This window comes from Corallococcus sp. AB018, from assembly GCF_003986945.1.
Classification (GTDB): Bacteria; Myxococcota; Myxococcia; order Myxococcales; family Myxococcaceae; genus Corallococcus; species Corallococcus exiguus.
In genome coordinates this window covers 85,290-107,312 of the sequence record NZ_RAWR01000004.1, presented here as the reverse complement: position 1 = coordinate 107,312, position 22,023 = coordinate 85,290, and the positions used below count along the sequence as shown (strand labels likewise).

Annotated in this window: 12 protein-coding genes; 4 read left to right on the top strand and 8 right to left on the bottom strand. The window is 69.6% G+C overall.

Annotation, left to right across the window (positions count from 1 at the left end; all coding sequences use genetic code 11):
• Window positions 1-131 precede the first annotated feature (131 nt).
• The 5 genes from D7Y11_RS01735 to D7Y11_RS01715 form a co-directional block, all read right to left on the bottom strand.
• Window positions 132-641 carry a phage tail protein gene (locus D7Y11_RS01735; RefSeq protein WP_121754454.1) on the bottom strand — a complete coding sequence of 170 codons (510 nt, stop codon included), beginning with the start codon at window positions 639-641 and terminating at the stop codon, window positions 132-134.
• Window positions 642-664: 23 nt separating this feature from the next.
• Window positions 665-2,632, bottom strand: a complete 1,968-nt coding sequence (locus D7Y11_RS01730) for a phage tail sheath C-terminal domain-containing protein (RefSeq protein ID WP_126932863.1) — start codon at window positions 2,630-2,632, stop codon at window positions 665-667.
• A gap of 255 nt (window positions 2,633-2,887) precedes the next feature.
• Window positions 2,888-3,850, bottom strand: coding sequence for a hypothetical protein (locus tag D7Y11_RS01725; protein WP_120575085.1), 963 nt, complete (start codon window positions 3,848-3,850; stop codon window positions 2,888-2,890).
• Window positions 3,850-8,913 carry a DUF4157 domain-containing protein gene (locus tag D7Y11_RS01720; protein ID WP_158641881.1) on the bottom strand — a complete coding sequence of 1,688 codons (5,064 nt, stop codon included), beginning with the start codon at window positions 8,911-8,913 and terminating at the stop codon, window positions 3,850-3,852. The genes D7Y11_RS01725 and D7Y11_RS01720 overlap by 1 nt, the downstream gene beginning before the upstream one ends.
• A gap of 323 nt (window positions 8,914-9,236) precedes the next feature.
• On the bottom strand, window positions 9,237-9,485 hold the full coding sequence (locus D7Y11_RS01715; protein WP_233596695.1) for a PQQ-binding-like beta-propeller repeat protein: 249 nt from the start codon (window positions 9,483-9,485) through the stop codon (window positions 9,237-9,239).
• Window positions 9,486-9,632: 147 nt separating this feature from the next.
• On the opposite strand from D7Y11_RS01715, the gene D7Y11_RS01710 reads away from it, so the two are divergent.
• The 4 genes from D7Y11_RS01710 (at window position 9,633) to D7Y11_RS01695 (ending at window position 16,881) form a co-directional block, all read left to right on the top strand.
• Window positions 9,633-11,018 (top strand): sigma 54-interacting transcriptional regulator, encoded by a 1,386-nt coding sequence (locus tag D7Y11_RS01710; protein WP_211487272.1) that lies wholly within the window; start codon window positions 9,633-9,635, stop codon window positions 11,016-11,018.
• Window positions 11,019-11,036: 18 nt separating this feature from the next.
• Window positions 11,037-12,149: an ADYC domain-containing protein gene (locus tag D7Y11_RS01705; protein ID WP_233607168.1), complete on the top strand. Its 1,113-nt coding sequence runs from the start codon at window positions 11,037-11,039 to the stop codon at window positions 12,147-12,149.
• Complete coding sequence (locus D7Y11_RS01700) at window positions 12,146-15,910, top strand: bifunctional serine/threonine-protein kinase/formylglycine-generating enzyme family protein (RefSeq protein WP_126932860.1); 3,765 nt, start codon at window positions 12,146-12,148, stop codon at window positions 15,908-15,910. Before D7Y11_RS01705 ends, D7Y11_RS01700 begins: the two co-directional genes overlap by 4 nt.
• A gap of 221 nt (window positions 15,911-16,131) precedes the next feature.
• Window positions 16,132-16,881: a hypothetical protein gene (locus D7Y11_RS01695; protein ID WP_199733733.1), complete on the top strand. Its 750-nt coding sequence runs from the start codon at window positions 16,132-16,134 to the stop codon at window positions 16,879-16,881.
• A 677-nt stretch (window positions 16,882-17,558) separates the two neighbouring features.
• On the opposite strand, the gene D7Y11_RS01690 is transcribed toward D7Y11_RS01695, so the two are convergent.
• Genes D7Y11_RS01690 through D7Y11_RS01680 form a run of 3 tightly spaced genes read right to left on the bottom strand, consistent with a single transcriptional unit; the run spans window position 17,559 to window position 21,927 of the window.
• Complete coding sequence (locus D7Y11_RS01690) at window positions 17,559-19,271, bottom strand: sodium:solute symporter (protein ID WP_120575080.1); 1,713 nt, start codon at window positions 19,269-19,271, stop codon at window positions 17,559-17,561.
• On the bottom strand, window positions 19,268-19,447 hold the full coding sequence (locus D7Y11_RS01685) for a hypothetical protein (RefSeq protein ID WP_120575079.1): 180 nt from the start codon (window positions 19,445-19,447) through the stop codon (window positions 19,268-19,270). Before D7Y11_RS01685 ends, D7Y11_RS01690 begins: the two co-directional genes overlap by 4 nt.
• A complete protein-coding gene (locus D7Y11_RS01680) occupies window positions 19,444-21,927 on the bottom strand; it encodes a PIG-L family deacetylase (RefSeq protein ID WP_120575078.1) in 2,484 nt (827 codons plus the stop codon). Before D7Y11_RS01680 ends, D7Y11_RS01685 begins: the two co-directional genes overlap by 4 nt.
• Between the last annotated feature and the right edge of the window lie 96 nt (window positions 21,928-22,023).

Here is a 22,023-nt window from a genome sequence, read left to right as displayed (position 1 = left end):
GCCGCCGAGGACACGGTGAGCGCGGGGGAGAACGACCTGCGCCTGCTGGGCGAGGTCATCCGCTTCTTCCACGAGAAGCCCGTCATGGACGCGCTGGACGCCTCCGGCGAGGTGGTCCGCTTGCAGCAGCATCAGGTCTCCGCGGGCTCGGGCACGCTCGTGTCACGCTGCCAGCCCTCGTGCTGGAGCGTGAGCGTCTGGATGCCCACCGTGTTCATCGCCTGCGAGTCCAGGTCCGGCAGCGCCTGGTACTCCGACACCCAGGCCCGGAGGATCTTGTAGGAGATGGCCACCTGCCCCTGCATGTTGAGGACGTTGATCACCAGGTCCTTGCGGAAGTTCTTCAAGGACATCGCCGCGTCACCCTCGACGTTGTTCACCAGGGCGGCCCAGGCCTCGAACACGGGGTCATGCGTCAGCCCCTGCTCCAGGGTGATGGGGTCGTAGCTGGTGCCTCCCGGCAGGATGCGCTCGTGCGACGGGTCCCCCCCCGTGCGCCACTTGATGGCCTCGGTCTTCTTCTTCAGGGCGCCCATCTTCTTGAGCCCGGCCACCGGACGGCCGTCGATGAGCAGTTGGAACTTGAAGGTCCGGTACGGGTCGTGCCGGTGCGTGTTCACCGTGAACATTGGTGCGGCCATGTCTCATCACCTCGGTCGTGGACCTATTGCTGGAGCTTCTGCTGGATGCGGACGATGACGAACTCGGCGGCCTTGAGCGGCGCGAACCCGACGACGACGATGACCTGCCCCCGGTCGATGTCCCCCTGGGTCATGGTGTCGCCCAGACCGCAGCGGACGAAGTACGCGTCGGAGGCCTTCTCGCCCTGGAAGGCACCGGCCCGGAACAGGCCGTCCATGAACGAGCCGATGTTGGTGCGCAGCGCCGCGTGCAACCGGTGGTCATTGGGCTCGAACACCGCCCACTGGATGCCGTTGTAGACGCTCTGCTCGATGAGGATGGCCGTGCGGCGCACGGACACGTAGCGCCACTCCGGGTCCACCTTGGTGGCCAGCGTGCGCGCCCCCCAGAGGACCGAGCCGAAGTTCGGCAGCGCGCGCAGCGCGTTGACGCCCAGCGGGTTGAGCTGGTCCTGCACGCCGTCATCCACACCGAACTCCAGGCCCGCCACGCCCGTCAGCCCCGTCTCCACGCCCGCGGGCGCCTTCCACACGCCCCGGCGCGCGTCGACGCGCGACCACATGCCCGCCGCGAACGCCGAGGGCGCCACCTTCACCGTGGGGCTCTTCGTGCCCGGCGACTCCGCCTTGTAGAAGGGGTTGGCCACCTTCACCCAGGGGTAGTAGGCGACGGCATAGGTGGACGTCGGCAGCTTGAGCTGGTCCACGCGCGAGGCCGACGTCAGCTCGAAGCCAGGCTCCGGGTCGACGATGAGCACCCGGTTGCGCATCTCCTCGCAGTGCGCGAGCGCCGCGGCGACGGCGCCGTTGCCCGCGCCGGTGCTCGGCAGCGAGTTGCCCGGCAGCACCACCGTGGTGATGTCGCGGATCTTCCTCAGCGCGCCACCGAAGACGGCCTGGAAGTCCTCCGGGCGGGGCGCGTTGGCCGCCCCGCCCGCGAGCTTCGCCGTCGAGCTGGCCTCCACCGACGCGGGCGTCAGCATCACGGCGCCGTGTGCCGCGGTGGGGCTGGAGGCCGGGTCCAGCTTCATCGCCTTGGCGAGCGTGGGGCCCGAGCCCGTGTCGTAGACCTCCACGGAGGCGTACGACGACTTCGGCGACGAGAGCACGAACTGGCGCGTGGCCGTTTCGTAGGTGCAGGTGAAGTCCTTGAAGGGCGCGTCCGTGCTGGAGATGCCTCGCACCGCCTGCTGGATGGCGGCGGCCACCTTCTCCGCGTCCGCGGCCGCGTCCGTTCCCCCGAGCGCCAGGGGCGCCTTCTGGACGGTGAAGTTGCGCGTGCCCAGCGCGTCCAGGTTGATGCTGAACGACAGCTCCTCCGGGAGGCCGAAGGTGGTGAAGTAGTTGGCGGGAACCGCCGTCGCGTGGAGCGCCGCGCCCGTCAGCTTGCCGAAGTCGGCCAGGTCCTTCACGGTGCCGTTGGCGAACTCGAGCCGCACCGGCGAGGAGTCGCCGTTGACCACCGAGAGCGCGTAGCTCGGTGAGCGCTCGTTCATGGACAGGTTCGGGAAGGACAGGTCCGCCTTGAAGCGTTGCAGCCCGTCCACCAGCTCCATGTGGCCCACTTCGAGCGTGAACGTCGGCGCCGCCGTGGAGGCCGAGCGCACCACGCGATGGTGGAGGCCGTTGCCCCAGGCTCCGGGGCTGGTGGCGCTCAACTTGAGCACCGGGTCCGGCGACACATCCGCGTTGTCCAGCGTCGCGGTGGCCGCCACGGCCCCCGTGGGGTCCGCCACGCGGGCGATATACGCGTCCTTGCCGCCGTTCTGGTAGTAGGCCAGCGCCGCGAAACCCATCACATCCTGCTCACTGCTGATGGCCCCGAAGGTGCGCTCGTACTCCTCCAGACTGTGCACCAGCACCGGTGTGCCCAGAGGACCCCGCGTCGCCGCGCCCACGAAGGCAGCCAGCGACGTGGCGACTCCTTCGATAGGCTTTGCACCGCTCGGAATCTCCTCCAGGTAGACACCTGGATGCAGATAGGTCGCCATGCCACCTCTCCTTGAAATGAATATCAGACGCCCGACCCATCAGGTCATGACGCAATTCGAGCGGCGCGACTGGCGCCGGGTCCGTGTGTCGACGAGGCTTATAACCGGGGGGTCTGACATGTGACTCTCACCGCCCCCGCCAAACCATCAACTATACGTACCGGCATTTATGCCTTGGCTATTTCGCGGCGATTTTCCCAAGCCCCGTCGAGGTCTGTCTTTCGACCTGGCGCCAGGGTTTGAATCAAGCTGGATTCATCCGGTGATTTCGTGCCACCCGCCGGAACCACGACCGAACACCAGCCCGGGCCCCTCCCCCAGGAAGAAGACGGCGCGGCCGAGCGCGTTGAAGAAATCCATGCCGGTCGCGCCCACGCCCGACGACTCCAGGTCCCCCTGGTTCGCCTCGACCCACCGGAAGGGCGAACCGCCCGACACCAACTCGATGGCCGAGACGGGACATGCGAGTGCCTTGGAGATGGCGATGACGCGTGCTTCGTCGAAAACGCCCGGGTGACGCAGCTCAACGAAGGAAGTCTTCGTGCTCGGTGTCCGTCCCGCGCGCCACCGTCCACCCGGGGCGAGCCGTCCGGCCACGGCGCTCCAGTCCGACGCCTCGACATTCGACAACACCAGGAGGCTCTCGGGTGGCAGGGTCTCCAGCACATAGTCCGTGGCGGGAGGCGACACCTCCCAGTGTCCCTCTTCGAGGACTTCTCCCACGTGCAAGAGGGAGCCCACGGAGTTGCAGAAGTTACCGAAGCGCTCCTCGTACACGCTCTCCAGGGAGGCGCCACCGAGGAGCAGGTGGAGCGAAGGACCGCCCAGCGCGATGAGCGGACTGCTGGCTTCCTCGAGGGCCACCTCCATTGTGCGCCCGGAGAAGAAGCTGGCGAGCCCCTCTCGAGACAGGGAGTCATACAGGTCCATGCCCACCACCACGCCATCCACCACCGAGGACAGCGCCCGGAAGAAGTCGAGGTCCCAGCGCTCGGAGGGCCCGTCCTGGAGGGTCAACGCAGTGCCGCCTCTCGCGGTGGCGCGGATCACCCGCCAGGAGAACCGCCAGGGGCCGCTCGAGGAGGATGGCCCGGCCCCGTGACGCCACTGCCGCGAGTGGATGGTCCTGCCAGTCTTCGCCAGGGCCTCCGCGAGCCGGGCCGCGGCCTCGGCGGTCCCCACGCCCGGCGCAAAAGCTTTGATGAAGAGTCCCGCCATCACTGCTCCTTGAAGACGTGCGTCGTCCTGAAGACGTACGTTCCGTTCACGAACTCGACCCGAAGTACCCCATCGGTACATTGGATTTCGATGAGCTTGATGATCTGATTCTCGAAGACGTCCCCCACCGGCCGGGGGTCCTTCGTGTGCGACTTCAAGGGGCCGCCCCAGCCGGCCTTGACGTCCTTCATCTCCTTGCCATCCGGCTTGATGTAGACCTCCACATGGTTGAATCCAGCATTTCGCGCCTTCACCAGGGCTTTCATGGCCTGGCCTCGCGAGGCGGAGTCCTCGGCGGTCGACGGGAGATACTTGAGCTGCATGGCGCGTGGCGGTGAGCCGATGGTGCCGTCGATGCCCGGAAAGGATTTCCCCCCGGCGTCGCTGTCGAAGAGGACGACTGTCTCCTTCGAGCGCGCCTGGATTTCGGAGGCTTGCTGGATCTCGAAATCTTTCATCCTGGCCTCCTCAGTCCCCGAAATAATTCGGACGCCCTTTTCAGTACGTTCATGCGGCAGGTTGGGACGGAGAGGATCTCTCACCAGGTTGGCGACATGCCGGTGGGCCTGCTCCGTCAGGGCCATTGAGTCCGCCACGGAATCGACGAAGCCCCTCACGACGGATTCCTTCAATCCCTTCCCACCACTGGTGTCCAAGGACTTCTCGAGATCGCGGCCGCGGCCCACCTCACGATCCGCCCAGAGGTCGAACGCGGCCACTTCGTCTCCCGAGAACCACTGGCGCGCGGCCTTCTCGCGGTCCCCTATCTGCCTGCGGGCCTTCCCGCCGCCCGTCGTCACGGAGGTCGTGAACGGTGCCGTGCTCCCCGAGGCCGGCGGAACCAGGGTCACGAGATCCGCGGGCGACGAAGACGCCTGTTTCACGGACGCGGAGAGTTCGCTCAGGCGAAGCTCCAGCAACCGGGGCGTCGTGCTGTGTATCGCGGCGTCCTGGACCCAGGCCTCGACCCCCGTCATCCGGCCCTGGTGCTGGAGGAGCGCCGCCTGGTCGATGATCCTCGTGACGATCGACAGATTCCCATCCTTCTCAAGCACGGTCCGGAGGGTCGCCAGCTCCGCCTTCACCGTGGAGAGCGTGGTCGCGGTCGCCGCATGGTACTCCGCGGCCACATAGCCACGCCCGGCCTCCAGGGAGTCGACGAGCCGCTCGTAATGTTCGAGCTGGACCTCCAGCTCCGCGATGTCCCGCTGGACGGACTCCTTCTCACGGGCCAGCGCCGAGTCCTCTTTGTCTCCGACCCTCTGGATGCGTTCGTCGATGCCCGCGTGGAGGGACTCCAGCTCGCTGATGATGCGGTTCAGCTTGCGCACCTCCAGCCGGGACTCGAAGCCGAGCGTGCCGTAGCCGGGGATGCGCGTGAGGGCCTGGACGAGCCGGCTCAGCAACTGACGGATGTGGCCGATGGGCCCCTCGTAGCGGCGCAGGAGCCGCGCCGTCTCCACATGCGTGCGGATCTGGTGAGGCCCCGCTTCGGGTCCCACTTCGATCTGGACCCGGCCCTTGCGGTAGCGAACCCGCGTGGAGCGCCCCTTCAACTCCGGGGGCCCCAGCTCCACCACGGCCACCTTGCCCTGGAGGTCACCCAGCTCGAGCTCCAGCGCCGTGACGCGTTCGCTCTTCGCGGGCTGCCGCGCCGTCGGCCCCGCGGCATCCACGGGCAGCGGCCCTTCGTCGCCGGGCGCACGGGCCTCATGTGCCTCACGTGAGACCGGCTCCAGGACCTCGTCCGGCGTGGAGACCCGAGGCTCCCCCTCCGCCGGTCGCGTGGAGAGACCGTCCTCGGAGTCCGCGGCACGAGGCGAGCTGCCCGCGTCGGACGGGTGGAGCATCTGCACCGCCGAGCCCGCCGTCATCAACCCTGAACGGACCGCGCCGAGGATGGCCTCCGCCCGCCGCGCCGCCAGCTGGCCCGGACTGAGCTGCCCCTGCAACTTCTCCAACTCCGCCAGCTCCATCTCGAGTTGGTACGGAATGATGATGACCGTCGCGCCGAGCTGGGTGACGCCGTAGATGTGGAGGAGTCCCTGCAGCCGCTCCACGCGCTTCGCCCAGCGGGGCGCGTTGCGCAGTGCCGACAGCGCGGGAGCCGCCACCCCCGCCACGCCGCCGACGATGGCCGAGACGTCCATGAGGGTCTGGAAGTCCCACTTGAGCGCGCCCGCCGAGTGCCGCCGGGACAGGCTGTCCACCGCGACGATGGCCCCCGCCACGCCGCCGACCAGTCCGACCGCCAGGCCCGCGGGGCCGGTGAGGAACAGGCCCGCGATCTCCGCCACGGTGGCCAGGTCCGTCAGGCGCTGCATCACCCGGCCGCGCGTGCCCGGGGCGCTGCGCATGCGAGGCTCCAGCCCCAAGGGGCCGCCCGCCGCGTCCTCCAGCGCCTTCGGCAACCGGAGGGCCAGCGTGCCGCGCCCGTAGCCGTTGTTCTCCCGGAAGTCGACGAACGCCTTGCGCACCGCCTCCGCATGGCCCTTCGTCCCCGCCTGACCGCTGCGCCCCTCGAAGACGTAGCGGTCCTTCGGAGAGGGCGCCGTGACGTCCGCCAGCAGGTAGTGACGCGCTCCCTCGCGCGAGCCCTCCGCCTCGCCCAGCATCATGACGAGCTCGTGGGCCTGACCGTTCTCCTCGGAGACCAGCGTCACGGCCGGCCGGAAGTTGGCCCCCGGGATGCGCGCGCCCACCTTGCCGATGAGCTGGAGCCGCTGGCCCAACTGCTCCTTCTGCTGGGCGAGCTGCTGCTGGTACTCCTCCAGCGGGATGCCCTGCAGCTCGAGCTGCGCATCCAGCAATCGCGTCGCCGGTGTACGCGAGTCCCTGGCGACGCTCCCCTTGCGATCCGCGGCGAGCTGGTTCGCCACCGCGATGCGCTCGTCGAGCGCCGTGCGCGCATCGCCGCCCAGCTCCGCCACGCTGGCGGTCTCCACCCGTCGCAGGGCCACAATCTGGGCGTCGAGCCCGTCGCGCTCCTCCCCCGTGGCCTGGTCGCGCAGCGCCTCCAGTCGCCGGAGCTTCGCGAGGTTCTGGTCGTTCACCTGCGTCGCGCGCCGGTTCACGTCCATCACCTTGACGACGACCGCGGCCACGCTGGAGGCACGACGGACGGGCGAGTCGTCGTCGAACTGGGGCGAAGCGACGCAGCGGACGAGGAACTCGCCCTCGTGGTCCCACCCCACGCCCTGCTCGCTCCGAGGCGTGGTGACCAGGTCGATGTAGCTGCTGATGCTCGCCTTCCCGAAGCGCACCACGTTGCTCAGCCCCACCACCCCCAACCACGCGGAGCGCGCGGGCCAGGTGGCCACCACGGACAGCGCCGAACCGGACGTGGCGTCATCCACGTCCGCCGCCGAGTCCTCCGCGATGTCGTCCATCTTCCGCCCGAAGTCGCGAGCGATGGCATCCGTGCGCGACAGCTGGTTGTCGGAGCTCAGGGCCGCGTTCCGCATGTCGCCCCGGCTCTCGGGCTGCATGTCCGTGACGTCGAAGATGTCCCAGAAGTACGTGATGGGCTGCATCCGCGCGCCCACCTGGTCCAGGGTCGTCGAGCCCGCGGACGCGTAATCCAGCGTCATCTCGAAGCGGCTGCTCGAGCCGGTGACGGTGATCTCCTGGCCGTAATTCACGATCTTCGAGGGGTACGGCAGCGTGTTGGCGACATTCCGGGCGCCCGCCAGCCGAGGCACGTCCGCGGGCAATGCGCCCCCCACGAACTGGCCGTCCTTGCCCGTGAATCCCGTCTGCTTCGCCCCCTTCGCGACCTGCGTGCTGTTGGCCGCGTCGCGGGACTCGCGCAGCTCCTCGGTGGCCTCTTCCACGCGCGACTGGAGCGCTTCCTCCGTCTCGCCGTCCGACACGGGCAGGGCCTTGCAGACCCCGTCCGCCCAGACGTTGACGAAGGGGCCACGCTCGTCGGACCACACCACCAACCGATCCGGAACGCCCTTCCCTTCTCCGCCAGGAGAGGAAGTCTCCTCGTCCCCCTCCTTCGTGGCGACGCTCCGGGCGATGCGCTCGCGCACCTTCGAGACGAGCCGCTCGGCGGTCGCGACATCCCCCGCACTCGAGTCGTCCGCGGGCTTCGTCTCGGGAATGCCCACCAGCGCCACCAACGACCCCACCGAGGCGACCGCCGCCTGGAAGCGCTTCGCCTCCGCCGGTTGGAGCCAGTGGGTCAGGAAGGCCGTCTCGTCCTTCTCGAAGGACCAGGGCGCCCACCAACGCTCGTTCTTCTGCTCGACCAGGCGCACCAGCGCCGACTCCATGGCCAGGTAGTACCCCGTCGCCCAGATGACCGCGTCCGGTCGCATGGCGAACGTGCCCTTGCGCTTCCCGTTCGCATCGAGCCAGAGGATGTCCTGCCCGGAGACGATGAGGTGCGTCAGGTCCGCCACCAGATGGCGCTGCGTCGGGTCCAGCGCATTGGAGACGGCTTCCCGCCCCTCCGCCACCATCTGCCTGTTGGTGCGCGCAGTGGGACGCACGGGCACGACGTCCGCTTCCGGCCCGGCGTCCAGGTTCATGCTCACGTCGCGCATCACCGCGCCGGCGCTGGGCGTGAGCCGGGGAACCGGCATGCCGCGCACCGCGAGCGAGGCGGCCCGCTCCGCCTCCACCTCGGCCGGGTGCGAGGGCGTGGACACGGACTCCGGAAAGGCCGCCAGCCCGCTCACGCCGGCCGAGCGCTGCTGCACCACATGCGCCAGCTCATGCGCGATGAGGCGCTCTCCCGCAGGAACACCGGGGAGGTAGTTCCCCGCGCCGAAGACGATGTCCGTCCCCACCGCGAAGGCCCGTGCACCGAGCGCCCGCGCCGCGGCCCCCGCCTCGGGTGAGGTGTGCACGCGCACGTCGCCAAAGCCCGTGCCGAAGGCGGACTCCATCGAGTGGCGCGTGGCGGGCGCCAGGGTCTGCCCGGTGGCGAGGATGTCCCGCACCTTCGCCCGCTCGGACTCCAGGTCCTGCCGCGAATCGAAGCGAGGGCCCACGGACGATGTGGACGGGGCATGCACCGCTTCCCGAGTGGTTTGCGCCTTCACGCCTGACATGAAGCAACATCCCCCTGACATTCGCGTGCTTCACTCGAGTCAATGCTTCCGCGGTGCTGCCCCCTGGCGGAAACCCAACCACAGTACCGCACCGGTTCGTCGAGACTCCAGGTTGGCCGCAATCAGACTACCTGCTGCGATTGCATCGGTAGTCATACGCAGGGGCGACGCCATTCTGGCAATAACCGACACGTCAAAACGAATGGCTGACACGTCAGCCCCTCTCAAAACCTGCCTCTGGCGCAGGCACCGGGAGTCAATCCCTCACCCGGGAATCCAGTGGGTCCCATGAGGCGGGCGGCGCGCCGTGGGGAGCGCCCGCCTCATGGGACCCACGCTCCTTGCCGCAGGCGAGGGCGCGCGTCGACGGCAACCACCCCACCGCGCCGCGTTCCCACGTAGACGTCGTCGTCGACAACCCTTGGCGAGGAGGTCGCCTCGGAGCCGCACGAGACGCTCCAGCGGATGGCCGTCCAGCGGGATCGCTTGACCACGAGCGGCCCCGTTCCCTCGAAGTGTCCGGTCCGCGCGGCAGTGGCGCCAAAGAATACGGAGCGAGATGAACCCAACATGGGCAGCTCCCTCTCAGTAGCGTGCATGCACTGACGCGTTCGCTGACGCACGCGTAGTACTGGACCCGATTTTTCCGACGGGAGAATACAGCATGCGCAGGTTTTCCCGGATTCCTTCTCCTTGCAATATGATGGGTGGCGGCCAAGATGACCGACGACACCCTCAGCGCCGAGCACGCGCCCTCTGCTGAAGGCGGAACTGGAGCGGCGGCGCTCGTCCTTGCCTATACGCGGAACGCGTTCATCGGGGATGAGCGGCATGGGCTTGCAAACGGCTCGACGCTCCTGGGGCGTGGCGCACCACTCTTCTCCCGGGTCGCCCTGGACGACGCCCGGCTCTCCCGTGGCCATGCGCGCATCGAACGCGTCGAGGGGAGCTGGTTCGTCGAAGACCTGGGAAGCCACAATGGAACCCGTCTCAATGGACGACAGCTCACGGGACGCGCCCCCCTCGCGTGGGGGGATGTCCTTCGAATGGGGGACACGCTGTTTGTCTTCGCCGAGGCCTCCGAGGCCCCGAATGACGAACAGCGTATCGACGGACTGGTGGGCAGGAGCGCGGCGCTGACGCGCCTCCACCGCGACCTGGAGCGGGCGGCGCGGTATGAGCAGTCGGTGCTCATCCTGGGCGAAACCGGGACGGGCAAGGAGGTCGTGGCGCGCGCGCTCCATGTGCTGAGCGGCCGCGCGGGGCCCTTCATCGCGCTCAACTGCGGTGGCGTCGCGGAGAGCGTGCTGGACAGCGAGCTGTTCGGGCATGTGCGCGGCGCGTTCACTGGCGCGGCGGCTTCCCGGGACGGGCTTCTGCGCGAGGCGCATGGAGGCACGCTGTTCCTGGACGAGTTGGGGGAGATGCCGCCCATGCTCCAGGTCAAGCTGCTCCGCGTGCTGGAGACGCGGCAGGTCCGCGCCCTGGGAGGAACGCAGGAGCTCCCCATCGACGTGCGGGTGCTCGCGGCCACCCACCGGGACCTCGTCTCCCAGGTGAACGAGGCCGCCTTCCGCGCGGACCTCTACGCGAGGCTCGTCCAGTGGCGCCTCGTGATGCCCCCCTTGCGCGAGCGCCGCGAGGACATCGCGCCGCTCGCGCGCCACCTCCTCGGCCGCATGAAGGCCGAAGCCCGGCCCATCGACGTGGGCCTCGCCGAGGCACTGCTCCTGCATGACTGGCCGCTCAACGTGCGGGGCCTGCTCAACGTGCTCTCCATCGCGGTCATCGCTTCGGACGGAGGACCGCTGAAACTGGGGATGCAGGTGGAGCACGAGCTGAAGGCGGAGCGACGGATGCTGACGGCCAGGACTCCCGCGCCGACGTCAGCGGAGGAGGGGTCCTCCCAGCCTCCTGCTCCGCGTCCGGCGCGCGCCATCGAAGCCACCCCCCAGGAGTTGGAGACCCACCTGCGCGCGCACCAGGGAAAGGTCGCGGAGGTCGCCCGGCACCTCGGGTGCTCGCGGCAGCAGGTGTATCGGTGGATCGAGGACTTCGGACTCGAGCTGGACCACTACCGCGCCCCCCCGCCGCGCCTCGGTTGAGACTTCCCAGAGGGTCCCATGCGTTCTCTGCTTCCCCTGTCGATGATGGCCTTGATGGCGGCGCTGAGCGGCCAGGACTGTGCCGTGCCCATCGCCTCCGGGCCGCGGGCCCAGGCCTCCCGCCCGGCCACGCCCCTCCAACCGGATCACGTCAACCCCCAGGCGCCCAGCCCTACCGGCTGGACTGGAGTCGATGGCGGCAGCGTCTTCTTCCGGAGACGGTTCGACGGTGTCGTCGGCATCTGGACGGGAAGCGATGAGCGGCCCTATCGAATCACCGAGATTCCGCCAGTGGACCCGTGCCTGCCCGCGGTCCTTCAAGACGCGGGCGCCAGGCTCAAGCTCTATACCGTGACCGATGTCGCCCTGAACCGCAACGTCTGCGCCGGCAAGGGCTATCGCACGCAGAACCCCAATGAATGCTCACCGGACGCGGGCGACTTCTATCAAGGGAAGGCCGTGATCATCCCCGGCTGCTGGATGCCGGATGGAGGCTTCAACGACGGAGGCGGCGACGCGCCCTGTTTCACGGCGAGCTGCACGACGGGCGCGGTCGGCGTCTGCGCGCACTGGGGCTACCTCCCGGATCAGGAGTGGGAGGGAGGCCCCCCGCTCGCGCGGCTGTTCCAGGCGTGTGTGCGGGCCGCGCGCGCCGACTACAACGGTGACGGCGAGCCCTTCACGTGCCAGGGCACCTACGTCGACTTCGTCGACGGCCATGGCATCCAGACCCAGGACACCTTCGACGGCGGAGGGCTCCCGCCGCTGCTCTTCGAGGCCGCCTGGAACGAGCAAGGCGCCCTGCCCTTCGGGGTGATGCCAGGCGGGGGAAGTTGTCTGCGGCCGCGTTACGCCCCCGCCCCCCTCTCGAGCATCCACGGGGCGCCAGGAGCGCACCTGAAGGCGAGCTACGACTGCCAGCAGCCCGGCAAGGCGGGGACCCCCTTGAGGGAGTACTTCGATGGGGGCGTGCCCTTCCTGTTGCTGACCCAGACCTGGAAGAACGAGTACTGCGTCACGGACGATGGGTCGGGGGGCGGGCTCCGCACCCGTTGTCCCGCGTGCGGCGGGGATCCCCTCGGGCCGAAAACCTGTGAGGGTGGGAACTGCGCGTTTCCTCCAATGCCTTGAGCGCCTCCGGCCCGGAGGGCTGGGAGCCTCCCCCAGCGTTCGACGAGTACCGCCTCATCCGCCTGCTGGGCCAGGGGGGAATGGGCCGCGTCTACCTGGCTGAAGACACGGCACTCCAGCGGAGGGTCGCCATCAAGTTCATTGGCGCGGAGCGGTCCGGCCCGGGCCAGCGCGACCGGCTCTTCGCCGAGGCCCGGGCGCTCGCCCGCCTCCGCCATCCGAACGTGGTGACGGTGTACCGGGTCTCGGAAGTGGGCTCCCACCCCTATCTGGTGCAGGAGTTCCTCCCCGGTGACTCCCTGGGGAGCCTGTCCACGCCGCTCCCCCCGGAGCGGGTCCTGGCCATCGCGCTGGGACTGGGACGGGGACTGGCCGCCGCCCACCGCGCGCAGGTGCTCCACCGCGACGTCAAACCAGACAACGTCATGGTGCTCCCAGATGGCGAGGTGAAGCTCGTCGACTTCGGGCTCGCCCTCTCCTGGACGGCGGCTCCGGGGGACGCCGCGCCCGCGGCCCGGCTCACCGTCCCAATCGCAGGCACGCGCGGGTACATGGCGCCGGAGGTCTTGCGTGGCGAACCGCCCGGCCCGCGGGGAGACGTCTATGGCCTGGGCATGGTGCTTCATGAGCTGCTGGCGGGCCAACGCCCCTTCGACGAGCTCACCGCGAGCGGATCGGTGGACGAACCCAGGGCCCCCGAAGCGCGCGCACCCAACCCGGAGCCGGAGCCCTCCGGAAGCGGGCTCGGCGTCCGCCTGCGCGCCATCATCCTCCGGTGTCTGGAATACGATCCGGCACGGCGCTTCGCCTCCGCCGACACACTGTGCACAGAGCTCGAACGCCTGAAGGAGGACGGCGCCCCGGTGCCGGTCCCCCCTGGCAATCCCTATCGCGGGCTCCAGGCCTTCGAGGCGGAGCACCGGGGGTTCTTCTTTGGACGCGGAGCGGAGATCCGCGCCATCCATGAGCGGCTTCGCGCCCAGGCGCTGGTGCTCGTCGCGGGGGACTCGGGCGTGGGCAAGTCCTCGTTGTGCCGGGCGGGAGTGGCGCCGCTCGTCACGCAAGCGGGGCTCGAGGACGGCTGTGCCTACACCGTGCTGTCGCTCATGCCCGGGCGCCGGCCCCTCACGGCGTTGGTCGCCGCGGTGGCGAGCCGGCTCGGCCTGTCCGAGGAGACGCTGGCCGCCCAGGTGCGGCGTGAGCCCGCGGCGATGGCACGGACCCTGCGCGCCGCCGGGCCCATGCGGGGCACCCTGCTGTTCATTGATCAGCTCGAGGAGCTGTTCACCCAGAGCGAGCCGGACGAGGCGTCCGCCTTCACGCAGGTGCTCGGGCACCTGGCCATCCTGGCCCGGGGGGTGCGCACGCTGGCCACGGTGCGAGGGGACTACTTCACGCGTCTGGCGGCGCTGCCGGGGCTGGAGGATGAAGTGGCGCGCGCCCTCTTCCTCGTCAAGCCGCTGGGCCCGGAAGGGACGCGCGAGGCCGTGGTCGGTCCGGCGCGCGTGACGGGCGTCGCGTTCGAGACGGAGGCCCTGGTGGACACGCTCGTGGCGTCCTCCGCCCACGCCCCGGGAGGACTGCCCATCCTCCAGTTCACGCTCGCCGAACTGTGGGATGCCCGCGACCGGGTGACACAGCACATCCGGGAGGCGTCGCTGGAGGCGCTCGGGGGCGTGGCCGGGGCCCTGGGACGTCACGCGGACGGAGCGCTGGCGGCGCTGGCCCCCGATGCGCGCCTGGCGGCTCGCGGCCTGCTCTTGCGACTCATCAGCCCGGAAGGCGCCCGGGTCCGGCGGACCACCGGGGAGCTCGGTGCGGAGACCTCCGCGAATCGCATCGCGCTGGAGGCCCTGGTCCGGGCGCGGCTCGTCGTGGTCCGGCAGGACGGCGAGTCGCACGTCCACGAGGTGGCGCACGAAGCCCTGCTCGCGGGCTGGTCCACCCTGCGCGGATGGCTTGAAGCGGCCCACCAGGAGCGGCAGGTGCTCGAACGGGTGAGGCTCGCCGCGGCCGGCTGGGAGCGCGCGGACCGCCCCGCCTCGGCGCTGTGGAGCCGGCGTGAGCTCGACGCGGCGGTGACCGCGGCCGGCAACCTCGCGCTGACGCGGCGGGAAGCTGCATTCCTCAAGGCCTCGCGGCGGGCGCTCCGGCGCACCTTCGCGCGGCGCCTGGGTCTGGCGCTGGCCCTGCCCCTCACCGCGATGGTGGCGGGGGGGACGGCCTGGCTGAAGGGCCGCCACGCACTGGAGCGCACGGTGCAGGAGCACCTGGATGAAGCCCGGGCGTCCATCACCGAAGCCCGGGCCCACCACTCCGCGGCGAAGGCCTCGCGCGCGGACGCCTTCCAGACATGGGACGCGCGAGGGGAGCGCGCCCTCACCGGTGCTCCGGCCGTGGCAGAGGGAGGGCCGCCGGAGGAGACCTGGGCCGAGGCACGAAAGAGCGATGGCCGCGCGGACGAGGCCTACCAGCGCGCCACGCAGGCGCTCGACACCGCCCTGCTGCTGGACGGCTCGCGGCGGGAGGCCCGCGGACTGCTCGCGGAGGTCCTGATCCGGCGCATGGAGCTGGCGGAGTGGTTCTTCCGTCCCGGACAGCGACGAGAAGCCCTGCGCAGGCTGGCGAGCCTCGATGACGACGGCACCGGCCAACGCCAGCTCCTCGCACCGCCGGTCCTGGACCTCACCACGGAGCCGCCGGGCGCGGAGGTGCTGCTCCAGCACGACACGGGCGTGCCCGGAGCGCCCAGGCTGTCAGAAGGCATCTCCCTGGGCCCGACGCCCATCGCGTCGCACGCCCTCGCCACGGGCCCGGGGTCCTATGTCCTCACCTTCCATGCGCCGGGCCTGACGCGCGCGGTCCTGCCGGTGGTGCTCTCCTCGGGAGAGAACCTGCGGGCGCGCATCCCCCTGCCGCGGGCGGCAGACGTCCCGGAGGGCTTCGTCTACATCCCGCCGGGCCGTTTCCTCTTCGGAAGCAGCGACGACGAGGCCCTGCGGCGCGAGTTCCTCCAGGCGCCCCCGCTCCGGCAGGTGACGACCGGGGGGTACCTCATCGCCCGCCATGAGGTGACGTTCGCCGAGTGGCTCGCGTTCCTTGAGGCGCTGACACCGGACGAGCGGAGGCGACGGACGCCCGGCGTGCGTTCCACGGCCGGCGCGCTGGCGCTCACCCGGGAGAAGGCGGGCTGGCGGCTCATGCTGCAGCCCACGCAGCACCCCCTCTACGCGAGCAGCGGCGAGCCCATCCGTTACCCGGGCCGCGCCCACAGGGCCGTGCAGGACTGGTTGCGCTTTCCCATCTCGGCCATCTCGCTGGAGGACGCACGGGCGTACCTCGCATGGCTGGACCGCTCCGGGCGCGTTCCGGGAGCCCGGCTGTGTTCCGAATACGAGTGGGAGCGCGCGGCGCGTGGCGCGGACGCCCGCCTGTTCCCCATGGGCGACCTGCTCGCGCCGGACGACGCGAACTTCGATGAGACCTATGGCCGGCAACCGCTGGGCTTCGGTCCAGACGAGGTGGGGGCTCACCCTGCTTCCGCCAGCCCCTTCGGGGTGATGGACCTGGCCGGCAACGTCATCGAATGGGTGCGGTCGGTCCGCGAGCCCGGAGAGGCGGTGGCCCGCGGCGGGTCCTGGTACTACGACCGGATCTCCAACCGCTCCAATTCGCGCATGCCCAACGAGCCCTCGTCGAGGGACATCCGCATCGGCCTCCGCGTCTGCGCGCCCGCCCCGGTTCCGCGACACGCCCCCTGACGAGGCTGAAGCCGCCCGCGTCCGGACATGTCCGGACATGTCCAGGACAGGCGCGCGCACGCGACAGCGCCACCACCGCCACGGCTGTCACTGCCGTCACCGCGTCAGCGTGGGCTGGCACGACGCGTGCTCAAGGGGACGCCCGAGCCCACGCTCAACCCCCTTGAACATCCTGTTCAGACACACCCACCAACAGCAGTCCCCCCACCGGAGAGAAACCCATGATGTTTGCCATGGACGTGTCGCCCGAGATGACGCTCCCGCAAGATGAGAGCGCTTACGTTGCCAAGGTGGATACACAGGCGCGTGGAAGAGACAATCCCTATGGCTTCGAGGCGGGGGCTGTGAATTCGGCCGCCGACGGCACGACCTACTCCCTCACCATGGTGAATCAATCCGCCGAGCCGTGGATTTTCTATGTGTATCAGACGTTTCCGGAGCAGACGAACGACATCTTCTCGCTGGCGTGGCTCGCCAGCCCGTACATGATCGTGCCGAAAGCACAGATCACCTTCAAGTGGACGATCAACTACACCTTCCTCTGGGGACAGACGGGTGTCCTGCAGCCCGGCGTGCCGTTCGTGGCAGGGATGTCAATCGATGCGGATCCCTCAGTCGGGGACACGACCGAGTTTTCGGTGACGCCTGGCCCGAACCTGACTCCGGCGAAGGCCGGCGGCGGCCTCGGGACCTTGACCATCTACGATCAGTCTGACGTCCCCAACTCCCAGTTCTCGGTGGGCATCGGAATGGGGGATGCCGGGACGTTCGCGACCCAGGCCGGCACCAACCTCAAGCATGTCTTTACGCCCACGCCCTCGTATTGGGTTGCGGCCGGGGTTGACCAGAAAGTGGGGACGGTGCTGGACATCCAGACCGTCACCCAGACGGCTCCGGTCGTCTACCCGGACAATGTCTACTCACTCACTGCGACACTGCAAGACGACAACACGTGGAGCGTCAAGCCCTGAACCCGCGCCCATGACTCTCGAACGACCTCGGGAGGTGCGCCTGAGGTCGGTTCGGCGCTCCCCCATTCCTCGTGAATGCATGGGGCAGCCCCATGAGGGCGGCAAGGTCCGCTTCGCCTCCTTCAACAGGGTGGAGCCGGAGGCGCTGGTGGCGCGCTATCCCGTGGGGGCCACCCTCCCCGTGTATCCCCGTCCCGGTCAGCCCTCGGAGGCCGTGTTGGAGACGGGCCTGGGGAACCCGTCGCCAGCTTCCCCAGCGAGGAGAAGGCAGAAGCGCTGGCACACTGGCTGCGAATGCACCTGGAGGTTGGCGAGGCAGCTCCGGCAGGACGGCGTCCCGCGCGCGCTCGCGCCACGTCAGCAACTCCGGGTCCGCCACCGAAGACTGGCTGATGCCCTCCATCGCAGCATCCGTCCAGGGTGACGTTGATGGAGTAACGAAGGGGGCGCATTCCGTAGCACTCAGTCGCAGGCACGGCGGCACTCGCCCACACACTTCGACTTGTTCCTGGCGCCCTTGCAGTTGCTGTTGCACGCGCGCTTGCACTGGGTGACCGCCGCGGAAACACCGCCCCGGTGCCCTCCCCTTCGTCGCCTTCGGAGAACTTCTCGCCTGCGAGGTCCTCCGCCGGGAGTTCGGGTCGGGCATGGCTCGGCGACCAGGCCCAGCGCCAGCCTCAGGTCCCCGGCGCCGGTGCCGGCGTCTCGCCGCGCGGCAGGACGCCCTGCATCACCAGGCTCAGCACCATCACCAGCGCACAGCCGATGACGTTGAACCAGAGGTAGCCCACGTCGGAGAGGAAGAAGAGGGCAATCACCGTCGCCTGGGAGATGACAGCCGCCGCGAACACGGCATGGCCGCGCACGTGCTTCACGAAGAAGGCCACCAGGAAGAGGCCCAGCACCGTGCCGTAGAAGATGGAGCCCAGGATGTTGATGGCCTGGATGAGGTTGTCCAGCAGCGAAGCGAAGGTCGCGAAGGCCACCGCGACCAGCCCCCAGAACACGGTGAACAGCTTGGACGCCACCAGGACATGCCGGTCCGAGGCGTCGGGCCGGAACACCCGCCGGTAGAAGTCCACCGTCGTGGTGGTCCCCAACGCCACCAGCTCGCTGGAGATGGAGCTCATGGCCGCGGACAGGATGACGGCGATGAGCAACCCGAACAGGCCGCTGGGCAACCAGCGCTTCACGAAGGCGATGAAGATGTAGTCCGAGTCCTTTGTCTCCGCGCCCGGAAGCGCGCGCGCCACCATGGCCTTGGCCTCCTTGCGGACCTCGCTCGCCTGCCGCTGTGCGCCCTGGAGCAGCGCCCGTGACGCCTCGCCGGCCGCCACGTCGCCCGACTCGACGGCCGACAGGTAGCGCTCCACCTCCGCGCGCTTGCCGGACTGGACCTGCTCCCACTTCGCTTCCAGGTCGGCGTACTCGGCCGCCTGCGCCGTGCCCTGCACGCGGGTGCGCAGCGCGTCGTTGAAGAGCAGCGGCGGCGTGCTGAACTGGTAGAAGACGAAGACGAGAATCCCGACGAAGAGGATGAAGAACTGCATCGGGATCTTCAGCACGCCGTTGAAGAGCAGCCCCAGCCGGCTCTCGGAGATGGAGCGGCCCGTCAGGTAGCGGCCCACCTGGGACTGGTCCGTGCCGAAGTACGACAGCGACAGGAACAGACCTCCCGTGATGCCGGACCAGAAGTTGTAGCGGTCCTGCATGTCGAAGTCGAAGCTCACCACGTTCATCCGGCCGAACGCGCCGGCGACATCCACCGCCTTGCCGAACGACACGTGCTCCGGCAGGCGCCAGAGGATGACCGCGGCGGCCACCACCATGCCGCCCATCATCACCACCATCTGCTGCTTCTGCGTCTGGCTCACCGCCCTGGAGCCTCCCGTCACCGTGTAGAGGATGACGAGCGCACCCATGACGATGACCGTGGGCTCCAGCGGCCAACCGAGGATGGTGGAGAGGATGATGGACGGCGCGTAGATGGTGATGCCCGCGGCCAGCCCGCGCTGGATGAGGAAGAGGAAGGCGCCCAAGAGCCGCGTCTTCAGGTCGAATCGCGACTCCAGGTACTCGTACGCGGTGATGACGTTCAGCCGGTAGTAGATGGGCACGAAGACCGCGCTGATGATGACCATCGCGATCGGCAGGCCGAAGTAGAACTGCACGAAGCGCATCCCGTCCTCGTAGGCCTGCCCGGGGACGGAGAGGAAGGTGACGGCGCTTGCCTGCGTGGCCATGACGGCCAGGCCAATGGTGGGCCACCGCAGCTCACGGCCTCCACGCATGTACTCGTCGCTGGTGGCCTGCCCCCGGGACTTCCAGAGGCCCCACACCACGATGAACGCAATCGTCCCGCCCAGGACCAGCCAGTCGAGCCCCGTCACGCGTACGCCTCGGTGAGTCCCCAGAACACGGCGACGAACAGCACGAAGGCGCCCAGCACCAGGATGTAGATGTTGCGCCAGGAGCCCAGCAGCGGCGGCGCGTCATCGAGCTCGGGCCGGCGCACGGGGGCGACGGCGGCGGGCTCGGGAGGGGTCAGGTTGGGAGCGGTGCTCATGGAGAGAGGATGTTGGCCAACAGGCGGTAGGCGCCGGGAACCCCGGCGGGGAGCTGACGGAAGAAGGCGAGGCCCGTGTAGATGAAGGTGCCCTTGCCATGACGCGCGACCAGCAGCGCGCCCTGGAGCGGCGCCTCGCCGGCATCGTGCATGGCGAACACGGGCTGATAGCGGGCGTCCCACGACGACGCGAAGTAGAGGCCACGCTCCTGCACCCAGCCCTCGAAGTCCGCGGCCGTCAGCGCATTGGGCGCGCGCAGCAGCGGTTCATTGGCGCGCAGCGGCGTCATCACCGCCGTCTCATCCGTCACCCGGTCGCGGCCAATCTCCAGCGGATAGGGCCCGACGAAGGACGTGAGCGGCCCCACGCGGCTGTTGGTGTTGTACTGCACCACCAGCCGCCCGCCGCCTTCCACGTACTGGAGCAGCCGCTCCCGGTGGACGGCCAGGTGCGTGTTGGCGTTGAAGGCGCGCACGCCCACGAGGATGGCGTCGAAGCGCTCCAGCGGCTCCCGGGCCAGCCGCTCCTCGGGGAGCAGCGTCACGTCGTAGCCCACCGCGCTCAGGCTCTCCGCGACGCGGTCGCCCGGACCGGGGATGTAGCCAATGCGCTTGCCCTTCATGGCCAGGGAGAACGGCACCCCCGTGGCCGTGGAGGGCTGGCGCACCGTCAGCGGCGGGATGTGGGGATGGGATACGGGACGGGCACTCCACGACCAGGCGCGGCCTCCCACGTCGACCTCCACGGAGAGGACTCCCTCCTGCTTCGAGCCCGGGGGCGGTGTGACATGGAAGGTGACGGTGCGCTCGTCTCCGCGCGCCGCGAGCTTGAACTCGACCGACGCGGGCTCCACGCGCCAGCCGGGCGGCGCCACCATCCGCACCGTGCCCGGCACCTGGTCCATCCCCGCGGCCAGTTCCACCGGCACGGCACGGGACTCGCCGTTGGGGAACATGAGCACGTCCTGCGCCAGCGTGGCGGTGACGGGCGGGACGACCTCGAAGTCACGGTAGAGCTCGCCGCGCACCGGGTCCGTCCAGGCGTGGACCACCGGACGCACCGCGCGGAAGCGCCGGCCCGCGACCTGGTACTCGAACGCCACCGACAGCGCGGGAACGCCCTCTGGCTGGCCGGTGAGCGCGCGGTCCTCGCCCTTGAGCGTGTAGAGCCCTCCGGTGACAGGCTCCCGGAGCCAGTAGGGCGTGGAGATGGGCGCCGTCACCGGCAGCGTCACCGTGCGCGACAGCTTCAGGGGCACGTTCGCGGCCAGCGCCTTCCCCACGGCTTCGGGTTTCCCGCCTGGCAGTGTCAGCCCCACCCACTCGACGGCGGCGGGCGAGCGGTTCAGCGCCACCACGTCCAACGCCACGGGCAGCCCCGGGATGCCCGTGGGCGCGGCGGCGCGCACCTCCAGGAACAGCCCCGCGCAGTGGGCGATGAGCGCCTCCACCTCACGCAGCTTGGGCGCCTTCCACGGGTGGGTGTCCGGCAGCGCGGTCAGCGCCTCGTGGACGCGGACGAGCGCGGGCAGGGAAAGGTGAGGGGCGCGCGCATCGAACGCCTTCGTCGCGGCGGCCACCGCGCGGGCCACCGCCTCCGAGCCCGTCCAACGCTTCCAGGAGAAGTCGAGCCCCTCGAACACCTCGCGCTTCGGAAGCGTCCCCGCCAGCGGCGTGAAGTACTCGGCGGCGGGGCCCCGGTCCGCGGCCTGGCCGAAGCCCTGGCTCTTGTGCTGGCTGCGGCTCTCCGCGGCGACCTCGCCCCACGAACGCCCGAGCAACGCGTCGTAGCCGCCCACCTCCAGCTTCACGTAGCGGGACAGGTCCTCATCGGGCTTGAACGACCACGAGGAGGCGTTCTGCAGCAGGCGGTCCGCCTTCCACGGCTTCACCTCGGACAACTGCTCGGGAAAGCGCTTCGGGTCGGCGGCGGCGATGAAGGCCTCCGCCGCCAGCAGCGCGGAGGCCGTGTGGTGGCCGTGGTTCGGAGGCTCCGTGGTGAAGCGGGTGATGATGACGTCCGGCTGGAAGCGCCGGATGGCGAGCACCACATCCGCCAGCACCGCTTCATGTCCCCAGATGCGCAGCGTCTCTTCCGCGCTCTTCGAATAACCGAAGTCCCGCGCCCGCGTGAAGAGCTGCTCCGCGCCGTCCACGCTCCGCGCGGCGAGCAACTCATGCGTGCGGATGAGGCCGAGCAGGGGGCCCTGCTCGGTGCCGATGAGGTTCTGCCCACCATCCCCGCGCGTCACGGACAGGTAACCCGTGCGCAGGCCGCGTTCTCCCACCAGCCATGCGAGCAGGCGCGTGTTCTCGTCGTCCGGGTGGGCCGCGACATAGAGCACACTGCCCGTCACTCCGAGCCGCTTCAGGCCCGCCGCGATTTCACCCGCGTGGGGCTGCCGGGCTGGCCGCGCCACCGCCGTCGACCCGAATCCAAGGCTCATGGCCAGCATCATTCCGAGGAGCAGGTTCCGCATCCGGACGGACCCTATACCAACCCGCGCGGTCCGCATTCATTCCGGGATGACGCCCGCCGTCACGCCCGAACGCGGCGTGCGAGCACGCACTTCGGG

Coding starts and splice junctions, on each gene's coding strand:
- D7Y11_RS01735 (WP_121754454.1), bottom strand. CDS start 641: ATGGCCGCACCAATGTTCACGGTGAACACGCACCGGCACGACCCGTAC.
- D7Y11_RS01730 (WP_126932863.1), bottom strand. CDS start 2,632: ATGGCGACCTATCTGCATCCAGGTGTCTACCTGGAGGAGATTCCGAGC.
- D7Y11_RS01725 (WP_120575085.1), bottom strand. CDS start 3,850: ATGGCGGGACTCTTCATCAAAGCTTTTGCGCCGGGCGTGGGGACCGCC.
- D7Y11_RS01720 (WP_158641881.1), bottom strand. CDS start 8,913: ATGTCAGGCGTGAAGGCGCAAACCACTCGGGAAGCGGTGCATGCCCCG.
- D7Y11_RS01715 (WP_233596695.1), bottom strand. CDS start 9,485: ATGTTGGGTTCATCTCGCTCCGTATTCTTTGGCGCCACTGCCGCGCGG.
- D7Y11_RS01710 (WP_211487272.1), top strand. CDS start 9,633: ATGACCGACGACACCCTCAGCGCCGAGCACGCGCCCTCTGCTGAAGGC.
- D7Y11_RS01705 (WP_233607168.1), top strand. CDS start 11,037: ATGCGTTCTCTGCTTCCCCTGTCGATGATGGCCTTGATGGCGGCGCTG.
- D7Y11_RS01695 (WP_199733733.1), top strand. CDS start 16,132: ATGATGTTTGCCATGGACGTGTCGCCCGAGATGACGCTCCCGCAAGAT.
- D7Y11_RS01685 (WP_120575079.1), bottom strand. CDS start 19,447: ATGAGCACCGCTCCCAACCTGACCCCTCCCGAGCCCGCCGCCGTCGCC.
- D7Y11_RS01680 (WP_120575078.1), bottom strand. CDS start 21,927: ATGCGGAACCTGCTCCTCGGAATGATGCTGGCCATGAGCCTTGGATTC.